The organism is Pseudomonas arsenicoxydans (genome assembly GCF_900103875.1).
Lineage (GTDB): Bacteria > Pseudomonadota > Gammaproteobacteria > Pseudomonadales > Pseudomonadaceae > Aquipseudomonas > Aquipseudomonas arsenicoxydans.
In genome coordinates, this window is sequence record NZ_LT629705.1 from 4128735 (window position 1) to 4153301 (window position 24567).

Here is a 24567-nt window from a genome sequence, read left to right on the forward strand (position 1 = left end):
GAGACCGCCAAATGGCCTATCAACCCCAGGAAATCTTCTTCCGCTCCAACGCACCGGTCACGGTCGATGAAGACCTTTGCATCGCCCATAAAGGCTGCACCGTGTGTGTCGACGTCTGCCCGATGGACCTGCTGGCGATCAACCCGGCCACGCAGAAAGCCTACATGGCCTTCGATGAATGCTGGTACTGCATGCCCTGCGAAAAGGACTGCCCGACAGGCGCCGTGAAAGTCGAAATCCCGTATTTGCTTCGTTGAAATGCAATCCAATGTGGGAGCGGGCTTGCCCGCGATGACGTCCGTCCAGACAACATAAAACGCCATCCGGCAACACCGGACGCTTGCTTCAAAACACCCCTCGTTTCCCACCACGCCCTGATCGTGGCGGAGACGAACATCCTATAAATGATTCGAGGGGATTCACCATGTCTTTGCCAACATCGCTGCGTGCAGCATTTGCCGGTCTGGTACTGGCTTCATTCACCTTGTCGGCCTCGGCCGAAACCATCCGTATCGCCATCGGCACCCAGGACACCACGATCAATTGCGCCGCCGGCGGCTTGTTGATTCGCGAGCTTGGTCTGCTCGACAAATACCTGCCCCACGACGGCCCCTACAAGGACGCCAACTATGAAGTGGAGTGGAAAAACTTCACCAGCGGCGCGCCCCTGACCAATGAGATGGTCGCTGGCAAACTCGACTTCGGCGCCATGGCCGATTTCCCCGGTTCGTTCAACGGTGTGGCTTTCGAGACCGCCGGCAAGCACAGCCTGTTTATCAGCGTGTTGTCGGGCAGCATCAAGGGCAGCGGTAACGGCATCGTGGTGCCGAGCGCCTCGGGCGTGCAGTCGCTGGCTGAGTTGAAAGGCAAGACCATTTCCGTGCCGTTCGCGTCCACTGCCCACGGCATGTTGTTGCGGGCCGTGGCGGCGCAAGGCTGGGATCCGCTCAAAGACGTGAACATCATCGCCCAACCGCCGGAAGTGGCCGGTTCCGCGTTGCAAGCCGGGAAGATCGACGCCCACGCCGACTTCGTGCCGTTCGCCGAACTGTTCCCGAGCCGAGGTTTCGCACGCAAGATTTATGACGGTTCCCAGGCCAACACACCGACCTTCCATGGCGCCCTGGTCGATCAGGCCTATGCGAAGAAGTACCCGGAAATCGTCGTCGCCTACCTGCGAGCGAGCATCGAGGCCAATCAACTGCTGGCGGCCGAGCCGGAGAAATACAGCGAGCTGATTGCCAAAGTCTCCGGGGTCGACGCCGAGGTCAATTACCTGTTCCACGGTCCACTGGGCGTGCAAACCCGCGACCTGAGCTGGAAGCCGGAATACCGCCAGGCCGTCGGCACCGCCATCGATACGCTCAAGCTGTTGAAGAAGGCGGATCGCGGCCTGGACCTGAATACCTTCATCGACGACCAGTATATCCGCGCCGCGTTCAAGGCCTCGAACCTGGACTACACCGCGCAATTGGCCAACTACGGGCAGACGCCGCTCAACGCGGTGGATGCTACGAGCGGCAAAGCCATCACCGATTTCAGTCATGTGGCGGAAATCTGGGTGCGCGGTGAACCGAAAGTCCGTCAATACGCTTCGGCCGAATCGGCATTCACCGCATTGGCCGGCTTGAAGCAGGAAGGCAAAAGCATTCGCGCGGTGTATGCCCAGGCGAGCGACAGCGGGATCAAGTTGCTGGCCGACCAGGCGTGGTTTGCCAGTGATGCGAAAGGCCGCTTGAGTGCATTCCTGCTCAAAGGCCAGGCCCAGCAATTCGCCACGGCCCAGGGTGGCAAAGTCTTCGACTTCACCGACGCCACCACCCAGGCCGTCGCCACCCGCTAAGCGCAAATCCCTGTGGGAGCGGGCTTGCCCGCGATGGGGCCAGTTCAGGCGTCATCAGTGTTGACTGGCACACAGCAATCGCGGGCAAGCCCACTCCCACAGTGATCTCGGTTGAGAGGAAGAATTGTGTACGGATCATATTTGCGCTGGATACCAAGAGCCGCCTCGCTGCTGCTCTGCCTTTTATTCTGGCAACTCGCCGCCAGCCACCACTGGAACCTCGGCCTGGTGACCTTCGCCAACGTGCCAACGCCGCTGGCGGTTATCCAGGCAGCCTTGGGCCTGGGCGATTCCGGCAAGCTGGCCCAACACCTGAGCAGCAGCCTCGGCCGCGTCTTCGCCGGTTACCTGGCGGCGATGATCATCGGCATCGTTTTGGGCCTGGCCATCGGTCGCTCGAAATGGGCCGAAGATTTATTGCTGCCACCGCTGGAAGTCCTGCGCCCGATTCCGGCCGTCGCCTGGATTCCCCTGGCCATCCTGATGTTTCCGTCCTCGGAATTGTCGATGGTTTTCATCACTTTCACGGGCGCGCTGTTCCCGATCCTGCTCAACACCGTGCACGGGGTCGAAGGCGTCGACCCGCGCCTGATCGCCTCGGCGAAAAGCCTCGGGGCAGGGCGCCGGGCGATTCTGTGGGAAGTGATTGTGCCGGGCGCCGCGCCGAGCATCATCACGGGCCTAGCCATCGGCATGGGCACCTCGTGGTTCTGCCTGGTGACCGCCGAAATGATCTCCGGCCAGTACGGCATCGGCTATTACACCTGGGAGTCCTACACCCTCCAGAACTACGCCGACATCGTCGTCGGCATGTTGCTGATCGGTGTCCTCGGGATGGGCAGCAGCCTACTGATCAAACGTCTCGGCGGATTGTTCACGCCGTGGCACCGACCACGAGGAAAAGCCTGATGAGCATGATGCAAACCCCTGAAGGGCGGATCGACATCCGCCAACTGTCCATCGTCCTCGGCGAAGCGCAGCACGCCTTCGAAGCCGTGCAGGGCCTCGACTGCCAGATCGAACCGGGGCAATTCGTGTGCATTCTCGGGCCGTCCGGTTGCGGCAAATCGACCTTGCTCGGCGCGCTGGCCGGGCACTTGCAGCCGAGCGCCGGCAGCCTGAAAGTCGATGGCGCGCATGTCTGCGGCCCGTCGCCGCAACGGGGCATGGTGTTCCAGCACCACACCCTGTTCCCGTGGCGAACCGTGCGCGACAACGTGGCGTTCGGCTTGAAAATGCGTGGCATCGGCAAGGTCGAACGCCACCAGGCCGCCGACGAAATACTCGCACTGGTGGGCCTCGAAGGCTTCGCCGAGCGCTGGCCGGATCAGCTCTCCGGTGGCATGCAGCAACGGGTGGAAATCGCCCGGGTGCTGGTCAACCGTCCGCGCCTGTTGCTGATGGACGAGCCCTTCGGCGCCCTCGATGCGCTGACCCGGCTGAACATGCAGGAGTTGCTGCTGGACATCTGGACACGGATCCGCACCACCGTGGTGTTCGTCACCCACGACATCGACGAAGCGCTGTTCCTCGCCGACCGCCTGTTGGTCATGAGTTCCCGGCCCGGTCGAATCATCGAGGACTTGCGCCTGGACTTCCCTCGGCCACGCACCACCGAATTGGTGACCCGCCATGAGTTTTCCCGCTTGAAACGTCATTGCCTCGAACTACTGCGTCACGAAGACGGTCGGCAGTTGCCACGCCTGAACCCTCTCGGACTTCCTCCTGAAAACAAACTGCCGCGATTTGCCCTATGACCTCTCTATTCGATGTAACCGACAACGACGACATTCTCGCCCTGCAACCGCGCCTGACCGACGACGACCCCGGCGTGCGCCGGATTGCCCTGATCGAACTGGCCGACCTTGAAGAACCGGACGGTCTGCTGTGGCTGGTGAATCGCCTGGCTGAAGACCCGACCGAAGACGTCCGCGCCGAGGCCGCCCGCCTGCTTGAAGCCTGGGAAGACACGCCCGTGGTCGAGGCGCTGTGCCAGGCCCTGACCGATCCCTCCTTGGCCGTGCAAGCGGCCGCCGCGCAAAGCCTGAGCCTGCTCAAGAGCGAGGCGGCGGGCAGGGTGGTTCTGCCGTGGACCGGGCATGCCGAGGTCAACGTGCGCATCGCCGCGTTCCGGGCGCTACGCGAACTGCGCTTCCCCGATGCCGCGGGCGCTGCTGCAGCGGCACTGAACGATGAAAACGCCAGCGTCCGTCGCGAAGCCGTGGGCGTACTCGGCTGGCTCAAGCAGCTTGATGCCTTGCCGGCCCTGGCCAAACTGGCCGGCGACGATCCGGACACCGAAGTCCGCCGCGCCGCCACCGGGGCCTTGGGCCTGGCGTCCGACGCTCAAGTGCTGCCGGCGTTGCGCCAGGCGTTGCAGGACCCGGCCTGGCAAGTGCGCGAAGAAGCCGCCACCACCCTGGGCAAAGTCGGCCATGCTGACGCCGGTCCCGCCCTGGTCGAAGCCTTGAGCGACGATTACTGGCAAGTCCGCCTGCGCGCCACTCGCAGCCTCGGTCGTTTGCGCTACATCCCGGCGCTCGACGCGCTGATCGACACCCTCGGCCATCGCATCAGCAACCTGCGCAAGGAAGCTGCGTTGGCCCTTGGCGAATTGAACGATAAAGGCGCCATCGCGCCCTTGCAGGCCGCGCAAGACGACGGCGACCCGGAAGTGCGCAAAGCCGTGCGCATCGCGTTGAGTCAACTGCAATGAACCCGGTAGCGGTGGGCAACTCCCAAAGCAAGCAGCAGCTGCGATTGAGCTGGCCGGATGGGCGAGAACAGTGGCTGGATCATGTTGAGTTGCGACGTCAGTGCCCGTGCTCGCAGTGCCGGGCGTTTCGGCTGCAAGGGCTGACGGTAAAAGTCGACGAGCGCATCCGCGTGATTGAACTCAACCAACAGGGCTACGGCCTGCAACTGATCTTCAGCGACGGCCATGAGCGCGGCATCTACCCATGGCCCTACCTGGCTGACCTAACCTGATCCCTGTGACTTGACCTGATCCTCCGTAGGAGCTGTCGAGTGAAACGAGGCTGCGATCTTTTGATCTTGCTTTTAAACATCAAAGTCAAAAGATCGCAGCCTCGTTTCACTCGACAGCTCCTACACAGCTCCTACCAGCTCCTACACAGCTTCTACACCTGCACGTCGTCTGCAAGTCCTTGTCAGGAAAAAGCCGAAAGAGTACAAATGTACTCCATGACGACTTTAACTCCCCGCCGTACCGCCATCCTGACTTTTATCCGTGATCGAATCGCGGAGCACGGTCAGTCCCCCAGCCTCGCTGAAATCAGCGAGGCGTTCGGTTTTGCCTCTCGCAGCGTGGCGCGCAAGCATGTGCTGGCGCTGACCGAGGCCGGTTTCATCGAGGTCAATGCGCATCAGGCCCGGGGCATCCGTTTGCTCGGGCAGCCCGCGCGGCCCGAGCTGCTGGACGTCCCGGTTCTCGGTCGGGTGGCGGCGGGTGCACCCATCGGCGCCGATGCCGAGGTGCACAGCCGCTTGCTGCTGGACCCGTCGATCTTCTCGCGGGTGCCCGATTACATGCTGCGGGTGCAAGGCGACTCGATGATCGAGGACGGCATTCTCGACGGCGACCTGGTGGGTGTGCACCGCAATCCCGAGGCGCTCAACGGCCAGATCGTCGTGGCGCGGCTCGACGGCGAAGTCACCATCAAGCGTTTCGAGCGCAACGGCGACGTGGTCCGGTTACTGCCACGCAACCCGGCCTACCAGCCGATCATCGTCGAGGCTAATCAGGACCTGGCCATCGAAGGAGTGTTCTGCGGTCTGGTGAGGCAAGGGTGATGGGCGCCGTCGTTGCGTTGGATACGCTGTTCAATGGCGGCCAGGTCTGGAAGGGCCGGCCTGCGCCACCAGCGGTCAGCCCGCAACCCACCGGGCATGCCGCGCTGGACGCGGCGTTGCCCACCGGCGGATGGCCGGAAGCGGCGCTGACTGAAATCCTCCTGGCCGGGCAGGGCGTTGGCGAGCTGCAACTGGTGTGGCCAGCGCTGGCGCGCCTGTCGGCGGCGGGTGAACGCATCGTGCTGGTGGCGCCGCCTTACGTACCCTATCCGCAGGCCTGGCAGAACGCCGGGGTCGATCTGCGCCAGTTGTCGATCATCCAGGCCAGCGAACGCGATGCCCTGTGGGCGGCGGAACAATGCCTGCGTTCGGGCAGTTGCGGCGCGGTGCTGTGCTGGCCGCACAAGGCCGATGACCGGGCGTTGCGCCGTTTGCAGGTGGCGGCGGAAACCGGTTCGACCCTGGCGTTCGCCTATCGCTCGATCCATGAAGCGATCAACCCGTCACCAGCTGCGCTGCGCATCGCCATCGATGCCAGGCCCGCGCAGTTGCGCGTGCTCAAGTGCCGGGGCGGATTGGCGCGTTCGGCACCGATTGCCTTCCCCGTGGGGCATTGAGGTTGCCATGCGCTGGGTGTGCATTCTTTTTCCGCAATTGGCGCTGGACGCGGTGCTGCGTCAGCGTCCCGATCCCGATGAGCCACTGGCGCTGCTGACCGGCCCGGCCCAGCGTCGGGTGCTGCAAGCGGTGAACGCTTCGGCGCGGGCGCTGGGTTTGCGTGCGGGGCAGTCGATGACCGCCGCGCAAGCCTTGAGCAAAGCCTTTGCCACGGCTGAATACGACGTCGCCGAGATCGAGCACTGGCAACAGTTTCTGGCGGCGTGGGCCTATCGTTTCAGCTCGCAGGTCAGCGTCCATTACCCGCGTGCCGTGGTGTTTGAAATCGAATCCAGCTTGGGACTGTTCGGGTCCTGGCCGCAGTTCGAGGCACGATTGCGGACCGAACTCGGCGAGCTGGGCTTTCGTCATCGGATCGTCGCCGCGCCCAACCCGGTGGCGGCGCGGGTATTGGCCAACGCTTATGACGGTCTGGTGGTGCCGGACAACGAGGCCTTGCAACACCATCTCGGGCAGTTGCCGGTCGACCGGATTGCTCTGGAGCCAGCGGTGGCCACGGCGTTGTCACGCATGGGGCTGCGCACCCTGGGCCAGGTGCAGGCGTTGCCGCGTCATAGCCTGGCGCGGCGTTTCGAGGCTCAGGTGCTCAAGCACCTGGACGCCTTGTTCGGTGAGCGTCGGCTGGCGCTGGCGTTCTACCTGCCGCCGGACCGTTTTGATGTGCGCATCGAACTCAATTTCGACGTGCAATCGCATCAGGCGCTGCTGTTTCCATTACGCCGGTTGGCGGGCGATCTGTCGGCCTTCCTCTGTGGCCGGGACAGCGGCGTGCAACGGTTCGACCTGCATCTTGAACACGCAGGCCTGCCGGACACAGTGATCAAGGTCGGCCTGCTCAGCGCCGAGCGTGACCCGGCGATGCTCTTCGAACTGGCCCGGGGACGACTGGAGCAGGTTCAAGTCGAAGCCCCGGTACGCGGTTTTCGGCTGCGCGCCGAGGACCTGCCAAGCTTTGTCCCGCAGCGTCAGGAACTGTTCGACGACCGCCCGCAGCAGTCCTTGCCCTGGGAGCAACTGCGTGAACGCTTGCGCGCGCGGCTCGGGGATGAAGCGGTGCATGGCTTGCGCTTCCAGGCCGACCACCGGCCCGAGTGCGCGTGGCAGGCGCGGGTCGACAATCAGCTCTGTGCGGGGTTGGCGGGTGTGCAGCGTCCGGGCTGGTTGCTGACGCAGCCACTGGCGATCCACGAAGGGTCGGCGCGCATTCTCATGGGGCCGGAGCGCATCGAATCCGGCTGGTGGGACGGCGATGATGTGCGTCGCGACTACTACCTGGTCGAAACCCGTTCCGGCCAGCAGGGCTGGGCCTATCGTGCGGTGGGTGAGGGCGGTCCGCTGTGGCTGCAAGGCTGGTTCGCATGAGCATCGGCTATGCCGAGTTGCACTGCCTGTCGAACTTCAGTTTCCAGCGCGGTGCTTCCAGTGCCCTGGAACTGTTTCAACGGGCAAAACAGCACGGCTATCACGCGCTGGCGATCACCGATGAATGCACCCTGGCCGGCATCGTCCGTGCCTGGCAAGCCGCAAAGTCGGTGGAGCTGCCACTGATCATCGGCAGCGAAATACGCATCGAGGACGGTCCGAAACTGGTGCTGCTGGTGGAGAACCTCGAGGGTTACCAGACCCTGTGTCGGCTGATTACCCGAGCGCGGCGGCGCACGCAAAAAGGCCAGTATCAGGTCCTGCGCGAAGACTTCAACGAACCCATGGCAGGACTGCTGGCGTTGTGGGTGCCGGACGCTGTCGATGATTTTGCAAGCGGCCACTGGTTGAAACAGGCTTTCGCCGAGCGCTTGTGGCTGGCGGTGCAGTTGCATCACGGCCAGGACGACCGCGGGCGACTGGACGCTTTGCTGACCCTGGCCAGGGAACTGCGGATTCCAGCAGTAGCCAGCGGCGATGTGCACATGCACACCCGTGGCCGACGCGCCTTGCAGGACACCATGACCGCGATCCGCCATCACCTGCCGGTGGCCGAGGCCGGGTTGCGTCTTCATCCCAATGGCGAGCGGCATGTGCGCAGCCTTGAGGCGCTGCAATCGATTTATCCGCCCACGCTGCTCGCTGAAACCTTGACCATCGCCCGGCGCTGCACGTTCGACCTCGGCCAGTTGCGTTATCAATATCCCCGCGAACTGGTGCCGCAAGGCCAGACGGCCACGTCCTGGCTGCGCCATCTGACTGACGAGGGGATTGCGTGGCGCTGGCCAAAAGGCCCGCAAGCCAAGGTGCTGGTGCAGATCGACAAGGAACTGCAACTGATCGCCGAGCTGGGCTATGAAAGCTACTTCCTGACCGTGCATGACATTGTGCGATTTGCCCGTGAGCAACACATCCTGTGTCAGGGCCGTGGTTCAGCGGCCAACTCGGCGGTGTGTTTTGCCTTGGGCATCACGGAAATCGATCCGGATCGCACCACGCTGCTGTTCGAACGTTTTCTCTCCAAAGAGCGCAACGAGCCGCCGGACATCGACGTCGATTTCGAACATGAACGCCGCGAGGAAGTCTTGCAGTACGTGTTCCAGCGCTATGGCCGAACCCGCGCGGCGCTGACGGCGGTGGTCAGCACGTATCACGCGGCCGGCGCGGTGCGTGACGTGGCCAAGGCCTTGGGTTTGCCGCCGGACCAGATCAATGCGCTGGCCGATTGCTGCGGTCACTGGAGTGATGCAACGCCGCCGGTGGAGCGCCTGGTCGAGGGCGGTTTCGACCCCGAGAGCCCGGTGCTGCGTCGGGTGCTGAGCCTGACGGGGCAACTGATCGGTTTTCCCCGGCACCTGTCCCAGCACCCCGGCGGCTTCGTGATTTCCGAGCAGCCGCTGGACAGCCTGGTGCCGGTGGAAAACGCCGCCATGGCCGAACGCACCATCATTCAGTGGGACAAGGACGATCTGGATGCGGTGGGACTGCTCAAGGTGGATATTCTGGCACTGGGCATGCTCAGCGCGATTCGTCGTTGCTTTGATCTGCTGCGCCGTCATCGCCATCTCGACCTGAGCCTGGCAACGATTCCGTCCGAAGACCCGGATACCTACGACATGATCGGCCGTGCCGACACCATCGGCGTGTTCCAGATCGAATCCCGGGCGCAGATGTCGATGCTGCCCAGACTCAAGCCGCGCACGTTTTACGATCTGGTGATCGAGGTGGCCATCGTCCGTCCGGGGCCGATTCAGGGCGGAATGGTGCATCCGTACCTGCGCCGGCGAAACAAGCAAGAACCCGAGGTTTACCCGTCTCCGGCCCTGGAAGTCGTGCTCAAACGTACCTTGGGCGTGCCGCTGTTCCAGGAACAAGTGATGCAGATTGCGATTGTCGCCGCCGACTACAGCCCCGGCGAGGCCGATCAGTTACGCCGTTCCATGGCGGCCTGGAAGCGTCACGGTGGATTGGAGCCGCACAAGGACCGCCTGGCCGCCGGCATGAAGAAAAATGGCTACACCCCGGAGTTCGCCGCACAGATCTTCGAACAGATCAAAGGCTTTGGCAGCTACGGTTTTCCTGAGTCCCACGCCGCCAGTTTCGCCTTGCTGACCTACGCCAGTTGCTGGCTGAAATGCCACGAACCGGCGGCCTTCGCCTGTGCGCTGATCAACAGCTGGCCGATGGGGTTCTACAGCCCGGACCAGATCCTGCAGGACGCGCGCCGGCATCATTTGCAGATCCGCCCGGTGGACGTGCGCGCCAGTGACTGGGATTGCAGTCTGGAACCGATCAGCGGCGCGCAGCCGGCGATTCGCATGGGGCTGCGGATGATCAAGGGCTTTCGCGAGGACGATGCCCGGCGCATCGAAGCGGCGAGGGCGAAGGGGATATTTGTCGACATCGCCGACTTGGGCGAACGGGCGCAACTCGATGCCCGTGCCCAGGAGCAACTGGCCGATGCCGGTGCGCTGCGCGGCCTGGCCGGTGACCGCCATCGGGCGCGCTGGGAAGTGGCGGGGGTGCACAAGCAACTGGGCTTGTTCGCCGGCCTGCCGAGTCAGGAAGAGGACGCGGTGTCGCTGCCCAAACCCACTGTGGGCGAGGACCTGCTGGCCGATTACAACAGTGTCGGCACCACCCTCGGCCCGCATCCGCTGGCCTTGCTGCGCGGTGAATTGAAAGCCAGGCGTTGCCGCAGTTCGAAAGAACTGATGGAGGTCGAGCACGGGCGCCCGGTGAGCGTCGCCGGGCTGGTCACCGGGCGACAACGGCCGGGCACCGCCAGCGGCGTGACGTTCGTCACCCTTGAAGATGAGTTCGGCAACGTCAACGTCATTGTCTGGCGTGACCTGGCAGAACGGCAGCGCAAGGTGCTGGTCGGCTCGCAACTGCTCAAGGTCGATGGCCGCTGGGAAAAGGAAGGCGAAGTGCGCCACCTCATCGCCGGGCGCTTGAGCGACCTGAGTCCTCTGCTCGATGGCATCAGCGTGCGCAGCCGCGACTTCCACTAAATGTGGGAGCTGTGTAGGAGCTGTGTAGGAGCTGTCGAGTGAAACGAGGCTGCGATCTTTTGATCTTGCTTTTAAACATCAAAGTCAAAAGATCGAAGCCTCGTTTCACTCGACAGCTCCTACGAGTGCAGGTGGTTGCCAATCTACTGGCGCCAGAAAAAATTAAACACTGTCCTCAATGATGGCACTTTGGCATAATGCCGGCCGCCGACGTCCCGCACGTCGATCATCGATTTGATTTCCCCTTCGCTTTTTCGCCGCTGCAACCCGCAGTGGCTGGCTATTGTCGCGCCGGGATAAACCGTTTTTTTCTAAAGGAATGTGCAGTGAGAATGATCTCTCGAGTGTTGGTATCGGCGGCAGCGATTGCCCTCTTGGGCAGCATGGCCGGCTGCGCGACCGAAAGCTCGCAAGCCTTGCCGATTGCCAAAGTCGAAAGCGCCAGCGTGGCGTATGCCGGTGTTCGTGTGCCGATGGCTGTCGGCAAGTTCGATAACCGCTCGAGCTACATGCGCGGGATCTTCTCCGACGGCGTGGATCGCCTCGGCGGTCAGGCCAAGACCATCCTGATCACCCACTTGCAGCAGACCAATCGCTTCAGCGTGCTGGACCGCGACAACATGGGCGAGATCCAGCAGGAAGCCGCGATCAAGGGCCAGTCCCAGCGACTCAAGGGCGCTGATTTTGTGGTGACCGGCGACGTCACCGAGTTCGGCCGCAAAGAGACCGGCGATCACCAGTTGTTCGGCATTCTCGGTCGCGGCAAGACTCAGGTGGCCTACGCCAAGGTCAACCTGAACATCGTTAACATCAGCACGTCCGAAGTGGTGTATTCCACCCAGGGCGCGGGTGAATACGCCTTGTCCAACCGCGAAATCATCGGCTTTGGCGGTACTGCTGCCTACGATTCGACCCTCAACGGCAAGGTGCTCGACCTGGCCATGCGCGAGGCGATCAATCGCCTGGTGGATGGCATGAACGCCGGTGCATGGAAACCGGGCAACTGATCAAGGTTTGATGACAAGGAGCGGTACGCACATGTTCAAGATGTATGCGAAATGGGCGCTAATGGCGTCGACATTACTGGCCAGCGGCCTGTTGGCCGGTTGCAGCAGCCCGAAAACCCTTTACCAGTGGGAAAGCTACCAGCCTGAGGTCTATGAGTACTTCAAGGGTGAGCAACCCAAGGAAGCGCAGGCCGAAGCGCTGGAGCGCGATCTGCAGAAGATCCGCTCCACCGGCAAGACGCCGCCTCCTGGCTACCACGCTCACCTGGGCCTGTTGTACCTGAGCATGGGCAAGGACGATCAGATGGTGCAGCAATTCAGAACCGAGAAGACATTGTTCCCCGAGTCGACGCCGTACATGGATTTTCTGCTTAAAAACGCCAAGACCGGAGACACCCAATGATCGCGCGCTCAGTGAAACTGATGGCCGGGCTGCTGGCTCTGGCACTGCTTGGCGGTTGTGTCAGCCCCAAGACCGTGGACTATGCGGCTTACAAGCAGGCCCGTCCGAAAACCATTCTGGTACTGCCACCGCTGAACAACTCACCGGACGTCAAGGCGTCCTACAGCATGCTGTCGCAAGTCACCTTCCCGTTGGCTGAAGCCGGTTACTACGTGCTGCCGATCACGTTGGTCGATGAGACATTTCGCCAGAACGGTCTGACCACGCCGGCCGATATCCATCAGGCACCGGCCAACAAACTGCAGGAAATCTTCGGTGCCGATGCAGCGCTCTACATCACTGTGACGGATTACGGTACGCGCTACTTGATCATCAGCAGCGAAACCGTGGTAACCGCCACCGCGAAACTGGTTGATCTCAAGACCGGCACCACCCTGTGGACCGGCTCCGCTCGGGCGTCGAGCGAAGAGGGCAACAACAACAGCGGCGGTGGTTTGATCGGCGCGCTGATTACTGCGGCGGTCAAGCAGGTGATCAACAGCTCCACCGATGCCGGTTACCCGATTGCCGGTGTGACCAGTGCGCGGCTGTTGTCGGCAGGTCAACCGGCAGGGTTGCTGTACGGGCCGCGTTCGCCGAAATACGGCACTGACTGATACCCGTCGGTTCAAGCAAGCTCCCGTGACAAGGGAGCTTGCTGGCGTTGGCCCGTCCACGCTCGGCAAGGGGCGGACCAATCCACCTTCAGCGAATCAGCTGGCTCTTCTCAACCAGACCGAAACACACAATCCGCTTTTGTTATTTTCATCCGAAAAACTCAATCGCAGATGTGCTCCCATGCGGTCAGCGATGGCTTTGACGATCGCCAAACCCAGCCCGGAGCCTGCTTCATCGGTTCCCAGACTGCGGTAAAACGGATCGAACACCAGCAATTGCTCTTCTGCGCTGATCCCCGGGCCTGAGTCCTTGATTTCAAGGATCACGGATTCACCCGCCAATTCGACCGCCAGGTCAACTCGCCCACCCTCAGGGGTATAACGGATCGCGTTGTCCACCAGATTCCTGACCAGAATCAGAAGGTCCATCTCGTTGCCCACGACCTGTACGTCGTCGAAGCTTTCGACACCGATATCGATATTTCGGCGTTCTGCCAGCGGCAGCAAGTCTTCCAGTACCCGCCGATAGATGTCATGCACTGAAACGGATCCCTGCGATCGCTCGGCGCTCGATTGTGCGGTCGCCAGGGCCAGTAATTGATCGATCAGTTTTCTGCTGCGTTCAATGCCCTGGGTCAATGGCAACAAGCGTTGATGGGCCGCTGCCGACATTTCTATGGCCGACAGTCGCTCGGCTTGTAGCGACAGGGCGGTCATCGGCGAACGCAGTTCGTGGGCTGCGTCGGCAATGAAGCGCCGCTGGGTTTCCATGGATTGCGCGACACGCGTCAACAATCGATTGATGGCCACGACGAAAGGCCGGATCTCGGTTGGCAGGTGGTTCTCGTCGATAGGGTGGAGCGCCTGTTCGTCGCGCTGATCGATTTCCTCCGAAAGGGTCGCTATGGGCCGGAACAGTTTGCGCACCAGATCGCTCACCACCAGCAACAGCACGGGAAACAGAATGAGAAACGGCAACAGACTCCGCCAGGCGCTCTTTCGCGCCTCTTTTTCGCGCACGTCTGCTTCTTGAGCGACAACGATGCGTTCGCCGCTGGCCGTTGTTCTCACCAGCACGCGGAAATTTTCGCCGGCAACGCTCAACGTCGAAAAGCCATCGGCCAGACCGGTCGGGAAGGGCAGCGGCGTTGTGGCGTCACCACTGCCGTTCGCTTTGGTGCTGTCGGCCAGGTATTGCACGATCACCCGCGACTCTTCGTCGTCGCCAGCGACCTGCTCCACCACCGGGTAGTGCAAGGTCATCCTTTGCCGATCAAAAAGAATGGCCACTTGGCGCAGGGTCTCGTCCTGCATTTCGTGGGTCTCGTTGATCGCAGAAAAAAAAGCGAAAAAACCAGCCAGTGCCGCCACGATCAGGATGGCCAGCGACAGCGTTACAGACAAACGTACCTGCACCGAGTCATTCAAGCGTTCTTTGAAACCATCCATCCCATACCCCTGACATTCTTGATGATGTGGTTTCCCAGTTTTCGCCGCAGAGCATGAATCAGAAACTCCACGGCGTTGCTTTCCACCTCATTGCCCCAGCCGTAAATCCGCTCTTCAAGTTCGCTGCGCGAGAGAATGGTGCCCGGCCGGATCAACAGGGCCTGTAGCAGGGCGAACTCACGGTTGGAAAGCTGAACGTCGGCAATGTCGGCGGTGCTGGCTTGTTTGGTGAGAAGATCCAGCGACACCACGCCATTATCGAGTCGTGACTGGGCGCTGCCGCCTTTACGGCGTAACACCGCGCGGATACGGGCTAGCAGCTCCGCCATGGCGAAAGGTTTGAGCAAGTAATCGTCGGCACCGCCGTCGAGCCCGCGCAGGCGATCATCGAGGCTGTCCCTCGCGGTAATGATCAGCAGCGGCACCGGATTGTTGCGGGCGCGTATGCCATCGAGCACATCGAGCCCGTCCTTGCCGGGCAATCCGAGATCCAACAACACCAGGTCATAGACATGGGTCTCCAGGGCTGCCAGGGCGATGAGTCCGTTTCTGACCCAATCGGTGGCATAGCTCGCATCGTTCAGCGCGCCCTGAATGGCATCACCAATCATTGAGTCATCTTCGACCAGCAGGATTCGCATGTACGGCTCCGAAAAAAAGCGCGACGGTCATGACCGTCGCGCCTGTATTGAAGCACCTGAGCCGGTGTTTGTCCGCCACCGGATTAACCCTGTGCGCTGTTGGTCACTGTGTGCCTTTCATCGAGTCGAAGGCTTTCAACAGCTCATCCATCGTTGCCTTGCAATCGCTCTGCTTTGGCGTGCTGGCGCGCAGGGCGTCGAGTGCCCGGTCAATGGCTTTGTCCAGCACATGCCAGTCACTGGCGGCACGGGGTTTGATGCCGGCTTCGGCGGAGTCCCAAGACGTTTCCAGATCCTTGATGCGGGTTTTCGCGCCGGGCAGGTCGTTTTTATCGACAAGCGCGGCGACATCCGCAGCGATGGCTCGGAACTCAGACAAATCACCCAGTTTTGAACCGGTCTGGGCAGCGGCACTTACCGACGTGGTCGGTGTGGCTGCACCGGGCTTGTCGGCAGGTTTGGAGCAACCAGCGGTGACGCTGAGTAACACGATCGATGAAACGATGGCGACGTGGCGAAGGGCATTTTGAAGTGGACGCATGACAAATCCTTAAAGGGTTTTGAAAGGTTACTGAGTGACGGTTTTACGGTTGACCACGTTGAATTGCGCAACCGCGACCAAAAGAAAAATGACGCACAGGAAGATGGCGCTCGTCCAGGTCGCTCCCATGCCGAGGCCCCCATAGGTCTTGGCCTGGGTCAGCAAATCGCCGAGAGAAGCGCCGAATGGACGGGTCAGGATGTAGGCCAGCCAAAACGTCAGCACCACATTGCCGCCCAAGCGCCAAGCCACCAGCGTCGCGGCGATAAGTGCACCGAAAATCACCACGCCAAGGGTGAAGCCCAGGCCCAGGGCTTCGGTGGCCAGGTCACCCGCTGCGGTGCCGAGGGCAAAGGTACAAAGCACCGTGGCCCAGTAGAAAAGCTCCCGTCGCGGGGTGACGATTTCGCGGATCGACAGGTTGTGCTCCACCCGATACCAGACGAGAAAGTTGACCGCCAGCAGAACGGCAAAGACTGCCGTGCTGGTGTACAGGCTGATGTCGAGCATGTCGGTCATGATGTCGGTGATCTGCGTCCCGACGATGCTGACCAGCACCACGGTCAGCCAGTAGATCCAGGGTGTATAGGCCTTGGTACGCAGTTGAAAACACAACGCGAGCGCGAGCAGGACGGCCATGCCGATGCTCGTCCAGCCCGCGCCAAAACCGGCATCCACGGCCAGAAAGTCCGCGCCGGTTTCACCTACCGTCGTCGAAAGAATCTTGATCACCCAGAATGACAGCGTCACCTCGGGCACTTTGTTGAGCCATCCGGCTTTATCGAAAGTCATGGGCGGGTCGCCTCTCCTGATCTGCGCTGAACTTGCGTAGGGGAGAAGATACGTCGCCAGACTTAGCTGAGACTGAGGGGGTCTATTTGATGGTCGGCCAAAAGCGCTCCCCGCCGCCTGGCGCCTCCGTCCAGGCCTGCAATGAGCGCGTCGGCAGATCAAAATAATCGCGGGTTCGCGCGTAACCATGGCCACCCATGCGCCCGATCGCATCCAGCCCGAGTTGATCGATGTACAGGGTTTTCGGATCGATCAATTCGTCGCGCACATGGGCCATCAACACTTCCCCGAAGATGATTTCCCGCGACTGGCCGATGGACAGCGCCATCATGCGTCGGCATTCCAGCGCCACTGGCGCTTCACCGATACGCGGGCATTTGACCGTGGTGCCGGGGATCGCCGTCAGTCCGGCCGCCGTCAATTCATCGAAGCCGGGCGCGAAGGGCACGGCGCAGACATTCATCGCCTCGACCAGCGCGTCGCTGACGATGTTGACGGTGAATTCCTGGTTGAGCTGGATGTTGCGCGTGGTGTCCTTGGGGCTTTGATCGCCGTAGTTTTCCACGCCCAGCGCGAGGATCGGCGGGTCGGCGGACAGTGCATTGAAAAAGCTGAACGGCGCGGCATTGATCCGGCCTTCGCCATCAATCGTGGTGACCAGCGCGATGGGGCGTGGCACCACGCTGCCGATCAGGATCTTGTATTTGTCTCGGGCACTCAGGGTGCTGAAGTCGAAGCTTTGCATAGGCAGACATCTCTAAAGAAGGGGAACGATTGCGCTCAGTGGCGCGTGTGCGCTGTAGTCGTCGGCGAACGGGATGGAGGGTTTGAACAGGGTTTTCCAGTCCGGTTGGCCAAAGGCCCGGTCGCTGTGGCTGCGCATCAGTTTTTCGAATTGTCGTTGGGCCTGGCGTTGCAGGGCAGGGTAGTCGACGCCCTGGACCTGGCCGTCCTGCATCACGCAGCGGCCGTTGATGTAGCTGGCGATGCAGTCGTCGCCGCGCCCGGCCAGCACCAGGTTTTTCAGCGGATCGAACAGCGGCCCCAGGTGCAGGCCGCGAAGATTGAACACAGTGATATCGGCCTTGGCCCCGGTTGCCAGACGACCGAGATCGTCGCGGCCCAAAGCCTTGGCGCCGCCGAGGGTGGCGGCGTTGTACAGGTCCAGGGTGCTGGTCAATGAGGCACCGCCCTCCATCAGCCGAGCGATGTTCAAACCCTGACGCATGTTTTCCAGCAGATCCGCCGGCCAGGTGTCGGTGCCGAGGGCAAAGTTGATGCCTTTGGCCCGATAACGGCCAAACGAATTCAGCGCCTCGCCATCGCGAGCAAACACCACCGGGCAATGCACCAGGCTGGCGCCGCCATCCACCACCCGCTGCAAGTCTTCATCGCCGGCGGTGTAGATGCCATGGGGCAGCAGACTGCGCGGCGTCAGCAGGTCCAGTTGCTGCAGCCAGCCCAGTGGTGAAGCGCCGCGCAGTTGCTCGACCATCGCCACTTCGCCCAGCCCCTGGCAGCAATGCAAACGCATCGGCGCGTTCAGTTCGCGGCTCAGCGCGGCGGTGCGTTGCAGCAGCGCCGGGGTGCAGGTTTGAATCCGGTCGGGCAACAGCGCGCCGCGAATCAAGTCGCCGTGCGCACCGTCGAAATCCTTGAAAAAATCGCAAGCAGCCTCAAGCCCGGCCAATCCCCGCGCTTCATCCCAGTGATGCGCCAAGGTGCCATCGGCCCGCCAATAACTCATGCCGCTCATGTAGCAGGGCCCAAGATACGTCCGCAGCCCCAACTCGGCGGCCACACCCGCCACTGCTGCAAATTCGGTATAAGTCTCGGCCCACTCGCGGTAATACATCGAGGTGATCGGCATGGCCGTGGTGATGCCGTTGCGGATCAGTTGCGTGAAGGCGTAGCGGTATTTGAAAACCTCTTCGTCCTGGGTGTAACTCTCCAGTGGACCGGCCGCCAGAGAGTCCTCGGACCACATTCGGCCCATGTCGCGCTCATCGCCGTTGTCGAGCGTCAGCACCGTGGAATCGAGATCCCCCAGTGCATCCAGATCGATGAAACCCGGGCCGATCAACGCGTTGCCGTAGTCGATCCACTGATCCACCGGCCCTGCATAATCACGCCCGACAAACACGATGCGCGACCCTTCAAACACCACTTCGCCGTCGCGCCACAGCACATGTTGCACGCCGTCGAAACCGACCACGCAGCTGCTTTTAAGGCCAATGCGCTTCACAGACGGCTGTCCAGCAAACGACCGCCAGAGGCAATCAACTCACCGCTGCGATAGACCTGTCGAACCGGGCGTGAAACTACCGCTTCGCCCAGGGTCTGCACAGGCATCAGCAGGAAGTCCGCCGCCCGCCCGATCTCCAAACCATAACCTTCACAACCCAGCGCTCGCGCACCATTCACCGTCGCCGCCTTGAATGCAGCGGCCAGTTCATCGTCCTTGTTCAAGTCGAAACGGAACGCCAGCAACATCGCCCGTTCGAGCATGTCGCCATTGCCCATCGGCGACCAGGCATCACGAATGCCGTCAGAGCCCAGGCAGACATTCACGCCGGTCTCGCGCAACGCCAGGAAAGGCGGCACCGTACAATCGGCCGGTGCCGAGCTCATCAGCGAAATCCGCAGCGCCGCCAAGCGTTCGGCCACCGGTTTGACCTGACTCCACGGCAACATCCCCAGGCAATACGCGTGACTGATCATCACCCGACCCTGACACCCGAAACGCTCGGTGTAGTCGGCGATCAGCGCGATTTGCCACAGGCCCAGCTCACCTTTGTCATGCAGGTGAATGTCGACGCCTCGCTTGAATTCGCTGGCCAGCTTGAAGACGAAATCGAGCTGCGCAATCGGATCGTTGTCGATGCCACACGGGTCGAGTCCACCGACGTTTTCCACGCCCAGGGTCATGGCTTCACGCATCAGTTCGGCGGTGCCGGGGCGGCTGATCAGACCGGTTTGCGGAAACACCACCAGTTGCAGGTCGATCAGGTCGCGATAGGTTTCGCGCAGTTGTTGCATGGCTTCGACGTGGCGCAGACCGAACTCAGGATCGATGTCGACGTGGCAGCGCATCGTCAGCGAACCACGGGCGATGCAGTTTTCCAGCAGCGCACCGGCGCGTTGGGCGATGGGGGCGTCGACTTCCCGCAGGACGCGGCGCTCGTTGGCGATGTAATCCTTGAGCGTCGGCCCGGCGCTGTTCGGGCGCCAGGGTTGGCCCCAGAGGGTTTTGTCGAGGTGGACGTGGCTTTCCACCAGGGCCGGGGTGAGCAATTGATTCTGGCCATCGATGTCGGTGGCGGTCAGGGCCGCAGTCGAAGCCGGGCGGCGTTGTTTGAACAGACCGTTTTCGATCAGCAGGTCTTCGGCGGGTGCGCCGTAGGGCCGCACGTTGCGCAGCCAGCGGGGTTGGGTCATTGCAAACCTCATTGAGTTTCAGGGTGTCTGGGCCGGCCTCATCGCGGGCAAGCCCGGCTCCCACAGCATTTGGGGTGGTGCCAAATTTTGTGATCGACACAAAACCTGTGGGAGCTGGCTTGCCTGCGATGGCCGCACCTCGGTCTCAAAACCAGATCATCAGCCCTTGAGCTTCGACCAGACCAGATCCTGCAGCTCGCGCGCCTTGTTGCTGCACTCTTTCTCCGGGCGCAGGCGCGAGGCGAATTCGTCGGGCATGTTGATGGCGTCCATGACTTTCCATTTGGCGTCGAGCAGCTTGTCGCTCTGGATGCCGTTGGCGTAGGCGATGGCGTTGGACACGGCGGCGGCGTTTTCCGGCTTCATCATCCAGTCGATGAAGATTTTCGCGTTGCCGGGGTGCGGCGCGCTTTTCGGGACGGCGAAGTTGTCCTGGAACATCGCCACGCCTTCGAGCGGGTACACGTATTTGATGGTGCTCTTCTGCAACGTGGCGCGGGCGGTCGAGCCGTTCCAGTTCTGCATCATGATTACTTCACCGGAGGCCATGCGGTCGACGGTGTTGTCCGAGCTGTACATTTTCAGGAAGGGTTTCTGTTTTTGCAGCAGTTCGAGGATGCGCTTGGCGTCCTGCGGGTTTTCGCTGCATTCGTCGACGCCCAGGTAATGGCTGGCGGCGTTGATCACGCTGCTTGAAGTGTCGAGGGCGGCGAGCTGGCCTTGCAGTTCCTTGCGCGGTTCGAAGAACTCTTTCCACGAGTCATCCAGCTTGCCGCCGGGCACTCGCGCACTGTCATAGGAAAACCCGGTGGTGCCCCACAAATAGGGCGCCGAAAACTTGCGGCCGGGGTCGAACACCGGGTCGCGAAAGGCCGGTTTCACGTATTGGAAGTTCGGCAGGGTCGGTGCATCGATCTCCATCAGCAAGTTCTGATTGATCAAGGTGCGCATGATCGACTGCGACGGCACGATCACGTCATACGCTGCGCCGCCGGCCTGCAACTTGGCCAGCAGGGTTTCGTTGCTGTCATAGCCGTCCATGGTGACCTTGATTCCGGTCTCCTTTTCGAACTTGGCCAGCAGGTCGACCGGGTAGTAGTCGGTCCAGTTGTAGAAGAACAGTTCCTTGGGCTCGGCCGCCTGCGCGGAAAAAACGCTGAAGCAACTGAGGGCCAGGCCGGCGACGGCGAAACGCATTTTTTTTGTTTTCATTCGAGGACGCTCCAGACTCATTGTTGTTTGCCGCGCTGTCCCAGCCAGAAGGCCAGCACCACCAGCACGATGGAAATCACCAGCATCAGGGTCGAGATCGCATTGATTTCTGGCGTCACGCCGGCCTTGATTGCGGAGAAGATGTACACCGGCAACGTCGTCGAACCGGGACCGGCGACGAAGAAAGTCATGATGAAATCGTCGAGGCTGACCACGAACGCCAGCACCGAACCGGACAACACCGCTGGCCACAGCAGCGGCAGCGTCACCCGGCGGAAAACCTGCCAGGGGTTGGCATACAAATCGTTCGCCGCCTCCAGCAGGCTCTTGTCGAGGTCGTTAAGCCGCGCACGAATCGGCAGGTACGCGAAGGGAATGCAGAAGCCGACATGCGCGACGATCACCGTCAGCAAACCGAGCTTGATTCCCAGCGCCATGAACAGCAGCAGGGTAGCCACGGCGGTGACGATCTCCGGCAGGATCAGCGGCAGGTTGATCCCGCCTTCGACCATTTTCTGTCCGTAGAACGGCCGGTAAGTCGCCAGCGCCGCGAGCAGCGCAATGGCCGTGGCGCACACCGTGGCGATGCTGGCGACGATGATCGAGTTCAGCGCCGCCGTCTGGATCGACGGGTTGGCCAGAATCCGTCCGTACCAGGCGAAGGAGAACTCGGTCCACACCGTCGCCGAGCGGTTGGCGTTGAAGCTGTAGGCGATCAGGACAAAGATCGGCACGTACAGGTAGGCCAGGATCAACAGGCTGACTTCCCGGGTCAGGGGCAGTTTTTTCAGGTGCAGGGCGATCATGCGGTGGCTCCCCGACGTAGAGTTTTGGCGGCGTTGCGGCTATAGAGCGCGTAAAGCACCAGCGACAGCAGCAGGATTCCCAGCAACAGGAACGACAGCGAACTGCCCAGGGGCCAGTTGCGCGCGGTCCCGAACTGTTGCTGGATCAGGTTGCCGATCATCAGCGTCTTGCCGCCGCCGAGGATCGCCGGGGTGATGAAGGCACCGAGGCTGGGCACAAACACCAGCAGCGCGCCGGCAATCACCCCGGGCATCGACAGCGGCAGGATGATCCGCTTCAGCGCGTACCAGCGATTGGCGCCCAGGTCGTAGGCGGCTTCCACCAGGCGCCAGTCGAGTTTTTCCAGGGTCGAGTAGATCGGCAGAATCATGAACGGCAGGAAGCTGTAGACCAGCCCGACGCTGACGGCGAAGTCGTTGTAGAGCAGGGTGATACCGCCGGCCTGGGGGAACAGCGCATTAAGAGTCTGGGCGACCCAGCCTTGTTCGCGCAGGATGATCAGCCACGCGTAGTTGCGGATCAGCAGGTTGGTCCAGAACGGGATGGTGATCAGCAAGACCATCAGGTTGCGCCGGCGTGGCGTCAGGCTCGACATCCACAAGGCCACGGGAAAGCCGAACAGGAAGCACAACAACGTCGTGCCACCGGCCTGGAACACCGAGCGCAATAGCGCCTGGGCGTAGACCCAGTTCAGTTCCAGCTCGCCGTCGAAACCTTCCTGGAAAAACAGCTGCACGTAGCTTTGCAATTGCCAGTTGGCTTGCCAGTCGACACCGCCGTACACATTGCGCGGCAGCAGGCTGATATAGCCCATGATCCCCAGCGGAATCGCGATCAGGGCCAGTAACGTCAGGACCACCGGGCTCAGTAGCAACGCACGGTTAAGGGCAGGAGAAGTGCTGCTGACGCTCATCTCAGGCCTCCATCAACAGGCAGGCGTGGGGCGGCAGGTGGACCGCAACGCGATCACCGACCCCGCGGCCGCGATTCAGGCCTTCGTTGTTCTCGCGCAGCATGACCTTGATGTCGTTGTTCAACCGGCATTGGTAAAGGGTCGCGGTGCCGACGTACAGCACCGCTTCGATCACTCCGCGCAGGTGGTGCGGTTGCTCAAGGTCAACCAGTTGCGAACGCTCCGGGCGGAAGGCCAATTGCACCGCAGCACCGTCGAAGCCTTGGGCCGGGCAGGGGATTTCCACCGGCATGCCGCTGGGCACGAAGAGCTTTTCGTTGTGCTGGCCGCGCTTGAGGTGGCCAGGAAGGAAGTTGATGTCGCCGATGAACTGGGCAACGAAGCGATGTTGCGGACGTTCGTAGATATCGTTCGGCGTGCCGATCTGCAGGATCTTGCCGGCGGACATCACGGCAATGCGATCGGACAGCGTCAGGGCTTCTTCCTGATCATGGGTCACGAAAATGAAGGTGATCCCCGCTTCCTTCTGCACGCGCTTGAGTTCGACCTGCATTTCCTTGCGCAGCTTGAGGTCCAGTGCCGACAGCGGTTCATCCAGCAACAGCACTTTGGGTTTGGGCGCCAAGGCCCGAGCCAGCGCTACGCGTTGCTGTTGGCCACCGGACAATTCCGCCGGTTTGCGCCTGGCCAGGTGTTGCATTTGCACCAGCGCCAGCATCTCATTGACACGCTGGGCAATTTGCTCGCGATCAAGACCCTGCATCTCGAGGCCGAAGGCGATATTCTGCGCAACACTCATGTGCGGAAACAGCGCGTAGCTCTGGAAGACTGTGTTGACCCGACGCTTGAACGGTGGCAGATCGTTGACAGGCTCGCCCGCGAGACGAATCTGTCCTTCGCTGACATGCTCGAAGCCGGCGATGGTGCGCAGCAAGGTGGTTTTGCCGCAGCCAGAGGGGCCGAGCAGGGTGAAGAACTCGTTGTCGGCAATGTCGACCGACACGTTGTCGAGCGCGGGAGCTTGCCCCGGATCGTCGGAATACCGCTTGGAGACGTTACGCACTTCGATTGCTATTGGTTGACCCATAATGGTGCAATCCTCTAATTATTGTATGCAATATCTGGATGCAATCTACAAATAACCGGATTAATCTGCCCGTGCAACCCCCTTTTTCAAAGGCTGTTCATCGCCTGGGGCCGGTTGTTTAGCGCTAAAGGAGTGTTTCCAATGACCGAGAAGAAACTCGAGACCACGGTCGACCGCGTCTACCAAGGGGTTTACGAGGCGATCAGCAAACGTTCGTTGCGGCCCGGCATGAAGCTGGGCGAGGCGTCCCTGGCCGAACTTTTCAATGTCAGCCGCACGTCGGTTCGTGCCGCGCTCAAGCAATTGGAAGCGGATGGGCTGGTCACCACCGAGCCCAATAAAGGTGCTTCGGTGTCGTTACCGAGTGACGAAGAGATCCGCTCGCTGTTCGAAACCCGGCGCCTGATCGAGATCGGCATCGTCAGTGAACTGTGCCGCCGACGGGACACCGCAGTGACCCAGGACTTGCGTGATCACCTGTTGCTTGAGGACGAGGCGCACCGCAGTGGCGACCATGAGCGGCTGATTCATCTGCTCGGCGAGTTCCACATCAAACTTGCGCAAAGCCTGAACAACCCGGTGTTGCTGGACTGGTTCCAGAAGCTGATATCCCGCGCCTCGCTGTACGCCGCCGCGCTGGATGATGACAGCCACGAGGCTTGCCGCGACGACGAACACTTGCGGCTGATCGAATACATCGAGGCCGGCAATCAGAATGCCGCTATCGAGCTGACCTGCATGCACTTGAACGGTATCGAGAAGGCGATTCTCGACGTCGCCGCCACGCTCAAAACCGGCTATCACCCGCTCAAGCACCTGATCGAAGTGTGAGGTCCGCGCAGATACAATTC

25 protein-coding genes are annotated in these 24567 nt (G+C 61.5%); 14 read left to right on the forward strand and 11 right to left on the reverse strand.

The window, feature by feature from the left end; all coding sequences use genetic code 11:
• Nucleotides 1–11 precede the first annotated feature (11 nt).
• The 13 genes from BLQ41_RS19385 (at nt 12) to BLQ41_RS19445 (ending at nt 12836) form a co-directional block, all read left to right on the forward strand.
• Nucleotides 12–257, forward strand: coding sequence for a 4Fe-4S dicluster domain-containing protein (locus tag BLQ41_RS19385; protein WP_007946457.1), 246 nt, complete (start codon nt 12–14; stop codon nt 255–257).
• Between the two features lie 167 nt (nt 258–424).
• Nucleotides 425–1843: an ABC transporter substrate-binding protein gene (locus BLQ41_RS19390; RefSeq protein WP_090183355.1), complete on the forward strand. Its 1419-nt coding sequence runs from the start codon at nt 425–427 to the stop codon at nt 1841–1843.
• 126 nt (nt 1844–1969) lie between these two features.
• The gene (locus BLQ41_RS19395; protein ID WP_090183357.1) at nt 1970–2752 is read left to right on the forward strand and encodes an ABC transporter permease; all 783 of its coding nucleotides are present in this window, start codon (nt 1970–1972) and stop codon (nt 2750–2752) included.
• Nucleotides 2752–3600 (forward strand): ABC transporter ATP-binding protein, encoded by an 849-nt coding sequence (locus BLQ41_RS19400; protein ID WP_090183358.1) that lies wholly within the window; start codon nt 2752–2754, stop codon nt 3598–3600. Before BLQ41_RS19395 ends, BLQ41_RS19400 begins: the two co-directional genes overlap by 1 nt.
• Nucleotides 3597–4559: a HEAT repeat domain-containing protein gene (locus BLQ41_RS19405; protein ID WP_090183360.1), complete on the forward strand. Its 963-nt coding sequence runs from the start codon at nt 3597–3599 to the stop codon at nt 4557–4559. Before BLQ41_RS19400 ends, BLQ41_RS19405 begins: the two co-directional genes overlap by 4 nt.
• Nucleotides 4556–4831, forward strand: coding sequence for a DUF971 domain-containing protein (locus tag BLQ41_RS19410; RefSeq protein ID WP_090183362.1), 276 nt, complete (start codon nt 4556–4558; stop codon nt 4829–4831). The genes BLQ41_RS19405 and BLQ41_RS19410 overlap by 4 nt, the downstream gene beginning before the upstream one ends.
• A gap of 207 nt (nt 4832–5038) precedes the next feature.
• A complete protein-coding gene (lexA, locus tag BLQ41_RS19415) occupies nt 5039–5656 on the forward strand; it encodes a transcriptional repressor LexA (RefSeq protein ID WP_090183363.1) in 618 nt (205 codons plus the stop codon).
• Complete coding sequence (gene imuA, locus BLQ41_RS19420) at nt 5656–6273, forward strand: translesion DNA synthesis-associated protein ImuA (RefSeq protein ID WP_090183365.1); 618 nt, start codon at nt 5656–5658, stop codon at nt 6271–6273. Before lexA ends, imuA begins: the two co-directional genes overlap by 1 nt.
• Nucleotides 6274–6280: 7 nt before the next feature.
• Complete coding sequence (locus BLQ41_RS19425; protein WP_090183367.1) at nt 6281–7696, forward strand: Y-family DNA polymerase; 1416 nt, start codon at nt 6281–6283, stop codon at nt 7694–7696.
• Complete coding sequence (locus tag BLQ41_RS19430) at nt 7672–10770, forward strand: error-prone DNA polymerase (protein ID WP_197678893.1); 3099 nt, start codon at nt 7672–7674, stop codon at nt 10768–10770. Before BLQ41_RS19425 ends, BLQ41_RS19430 begins: the two co-directional genes overlap by 25 nt.
• Before the next feature lie 332 nt (nt 10771–11102).
• Nucleotides 11103–11777, forward strand: a complete 675-nt coding sequence (locus tag BLQ41_RS19435) for a CsgG/HfaB family protein (protein WP_167360545.1) — start codon at nt 11103–11105, stop codon at nt 11775–11777.
• 31 nt (nt 11778–11808) lie between these two features.
• A complete protein-coding gene (locus BLQ41_RS19440; RefSeq protein ID WP_197678894.1) occupies nt 11809–12180 on the forward strand; it encodes a DUF4810 domain-containing protein in 372 nt (123 codons plus the stop codon).
• The gene (locus BLQ41_RS19445; RefSeq protein ID WP_090183372.1) at nt 12177–12836 is read left to right on the forward strand and encodes a DUF799 domain-containing protein; all 660 of its coding nucleotides are present in this window, start codon (nt 12177–12179) and stop codon (nt 12834–12836) included. Before BLQ41_RS19440 ends, BLQ41_RS19445 begins: the two co-directional genes overlap by 4 nt.
• A 96-nt stretch (nt 12837–12932) precedes the next feature.
• Here the strand turns inward: BLQ41_RS19445 and BLQ41_RS19450 are convergent, their stop codons facing one another.
• From BLQ41_RS19450 to BLQ41_RS19500, 11 genes are all read right to left on the reverse strand, one after another.
• Nucleotides 12933–14285 carry an ATP-binding protein gene (locus tag BLQ41_RS19450; protein WP_090183373.1) on the reverse strand — a complete coding sequence of 451 codons (1353 nt, stop codon included), beginning with the start codon at nt 14283–14285 and terminating at the stop codon, nt 12933–12935.
• Entirely contained in the window at nt 14261–14926 is a 666-nt protein-coding gene (locus BLQ41_RS19455) for a response regulator (protein ID WP_090183375.1), read from the reverse strand. Before BLQ41_RS19455 ends, BLQ41_RS19450 begins: the two co-directional genes overlap by 25 nt.
• A gap of 103 nt (nt 14927–15029) precedes the next feature.
• Nucleotides 15030–15467 carry a hypothetical protein gene (locus BLQ41_RS19460; RefSeq protein ID WP_090183376.1) on the reverse strand — a complete coding sequence of 146 codons (438 nt, stop codon included), beginning with the start codon at nt 15465–15467 and terminating at the stop codon, nt 15030–15032.
• A 27-nt stretch (nt 15468–15494) separates the two neighbouring features.
• A complete protein-coding gene (locus tag BLQ41_RS19465; RefSeq protein WP_090183378.1) occupies nt 15495–16259 on the reverse strand; it encodes a COG4705 family protein in 765 nt (254 codons plus the stop codon).
• Nucleotides 16260–16341: 82 nt separating this feature from the next.
• Nucleotides 16342–17004 carry a flavin reductase family protein gene (locus BLQ41_RS19470; RefSeq protein ID WP_090183379.1) on the reverse strand — a complete coding sequence of 221 codons (663 nt, stop codon included), beginning with the start codon at nt 17002–17004 and terminating at the stop codon, nt 16342–16344.
• Nucleotides 17005–17016: 12 nt separating this feature from the next.
• A complete protein-coding gene (locus BLQ41_RS19475; protein ID WP_090183380.1) occupies nt 17017–18504 on the reverse strand; it encodes an amidohydrolase family protein in 1488 nt (495 codons plus the stop codon).
• Nucleotides 18501–19697 (reverse strand): amidohydrolase family protein, encoded by a 1197-nt coding sequence (locus BLQ41_RS19480; RefSeq protein WP_090183382.1) that lies wholly within the window; start codon nt 19695–19697, stop codon nt 18501–18503. Before BLQ41_RS19480 ends, BLQ41_RS19475 begins: the two co-directional genes overlap by 4 nt.
• Nucleotides 19698–19856: 159 nt before the next feature.
• Nucleotides 19857–20909, reverse strand: coding sequence for an extracellular solute-binding protein (locus BLQ41_RS19485; protein WP_090183384.1), 1053 nt, complete (start codon nt 20907–20909; stop codon nt 19857–19859).
• Between the two features lie 17 nt (nt 20910–20926).
• Nucleotides 20927–21715, reverse strand: coding sequence for an ABC transporter permease (locus tag BLQ41_RS19490; protein WP_090183386.1), 789 nt, complete (start codon nt 21713–21715; stop codon nt 20927–20929).
• Complete coding sequence (locus tag BLQ41_RS19495; RefSeq protein WP_090183387.1) at nt 21712–22629, reverse strand: ABC transporter permease; 918 nt, start codon at nt 22627–22629, stop codon at nt 21712–21714. The genes BLQ41_RS19490 and BLQ41_RS19495 overlap by 4 nt, the downstream gene beginning before the upstream one ends.
• Nucleotide 22630: 1 nt before the next feature.
• A complete protein-coding gene (locus BLQ41_RS19500; protein ID WP_090183389.1) occupies nt 22631–23716 on the reverse strand; it encodes an ABC transporter ATP-binding protein in 1086 nt (361 codons plus the stop codon).
• Between the two features lie 141 nt (nt 23717–23857).
• Here BLQ41_RS19500 and BLQ41_RS19505 point away from each other — a divergent pair, with 141 nt between their 5' ends.
• The gene (locus BLQ41_RS19505) at nt 23858–24547 is read left to right on the forward strand and encodes a GntR family transcriptional regulator (RefSeq protein WP_090183390.1); all 690 of its coding nucleotides are present in this window, start codon (nt 23858–23860) and stop codon (nt 24545–24547) included.
• Nucleotides 24548–24567: the final 20 nt, after the last annotated feature.